The organism is Lacticaseibacillus songhuajiangensis, from assembly GCF_003946025.1.
In the GTDB taxonomy this organism is placed as follows: domain Bacteria; phylum Bacillota; class Bacilli; order Lactobacillales; family Lactobacillaceae; genus Lacticaseibacillus; species Lacticaseibacillus songhuajiangensis.
This window is the reverse complement of sequence record NZ_RHNR01000086.1, coordinates 1-1,728: the sequence shown is the minus strand read 5'-3', so window position 1 is coordinate 1,728 and position 1,728 is coordinate 1. Positions and strand designations below refer to the sequence as shown.

The 1,728-nt window shown below is 51.6% G+C and carries 1 rRNA gene; it reads right to left on the bottom strand.

The annotated features are described in order from the left end of the window. Positions 1 to 79: 79 nt before the first annotated feature. A 16S ribosomal RNA gene (locus EKM97_RS11820) occupies positions 80 to 1,652 on the bottom strand. Positions 1,653 to 1,728: the final 76 nt, after the last annotated feature.

The following is a 1,728-nucleotide window of genomic DNA, read 5'->3' as shown; positions in this document are numbered from 1 at the left end:
CCCTCAAAACTGAACAAAGTTTCATGTGTAGGTTTCCGTATCACTTCGCTGTCTTGCGACTTGAAGTGATTATCCTTAGAAAGGAGGTGATCCAGCCGCAGGTTCTCCTACGGCTACCTTGTTACGACTTCACCCTAATCATCTGTCCCACCTTAGACGGCTAGCTCCCTAAAAGGGTTGCCCCACCGGCTTCGGGTGTTACAAACTCTCATGGTGTGACGGGCGGTGTGTACAAGGCCCGGGAACGTATTCACCGCGGCATGCTGATCCGCGATTACTAGCGATTCCGACTTCGTGTAGGCGAGTTGCAGCCTACAGTCCGAACTGAGACCGGCTTTAAGAGATTAGCGCACCCTCGCGGGTTGGCGACTCGTTGTACCGGCCATTGTAGCACGTGTGTAGCCCAGGTCATAAGGGGCATGATGATTTGACGTCGTCCCCACCTTCCTCCGGTTTGTCACCGGCAGTCTTACTAGAGTGCCCAACTAAATGCTGGCAACTAGTCATAAGGGTTGCGCTCGTTGCGGGACTTAACCCAACATCTCACGACACGAGCTGACGACAACCATGCACCACCTGTCATTCTGTCCCCGAAGGGAACGTCTGATCTCTCAGATTGGCAGAAGATGTCAAGACCTGGTAAGGTTCTTCGCGTTGCTTCGAATTAAACCACATGCTCCACCGCTTGTGCGGGCCCCCGTCAATTCCTTTGAGTTTCAACCTTGCGGTCGTACTCCCCAGGCGGAATACTTAATGCGTTAGCTGCGGCACTGAAGGGCGGAAACCCTCCAACACCTAGTATTCATCGTTTACGGCATGGACTACCAGGGTATCTAATCCTGTTCGCTACCCATGCTTTCGAGCCTCAGCGTCAGTTACAGACCAGACAGCCGCCTTCGCCACTGGTGTTCTTCCATATATCTACGCATTTCACCGCTACACATGGAGTTCCACTGTCCTCTTCTGCACTCAAGTTTCCCAGTTTCCGATGCACTTCCCCGGTTGAGCCGGGGGCTTTCACATCAGACTTAAGAAACCGCCTGCGCTCGCTTTACGCCCAATAAATCCGGATAACGCTTGCCACCTACGTATTACCGCGGCTGCTGGCACGTAGTTAGCCGTGGCTTTCTGGTTGAATACCGTCAACTAATGAACAGTTACTCTCACTAGTGTTCTTCTTCAACAACAGAGTTTTACGACCCGAAAGCCTTCTTCACTCACGCGGCGTTGCTCCATCAGACTTGCGTCCATTGTGGAAGATTCCCTACTGCTGCCTCCCGTAGGAGTTTGGGCCGTGTCTCAGTCCCAATGTGGCCGATCACCCTCTCAGGTCGGCTACGCATCACGGTCTTGGTGAGCCATTACCTCACCAACTAACTAATGCGCCGCGGGTCCATCCTTAAGTGAAAGCCGAAGCCTTCTTTCAGCCCCAGACCATGTGGTCCGGGGATTTATGCGGTATTAGCATCTGTTTCCAAATGTTATCCCCCACTTAAGGGCAGGTTACCCACGTGTTACTCACCCATCCGCCGCTCACCGCTCTTAAGTCAATCAGTGCAAGCACTTCAATCATTAAGTTAAGTTCGCTCGACTTGCATGTATTAGGCACGCCGCCAGCGTTCATCCTGAGCCAGGATCAAACTCTCAAATTAGAGAGCTCAAAGAGCTCATTATTGTTTTTAAAAAAGCGAATTGACATCGCAAATGTTTTAATTCCTTCAGCACTAA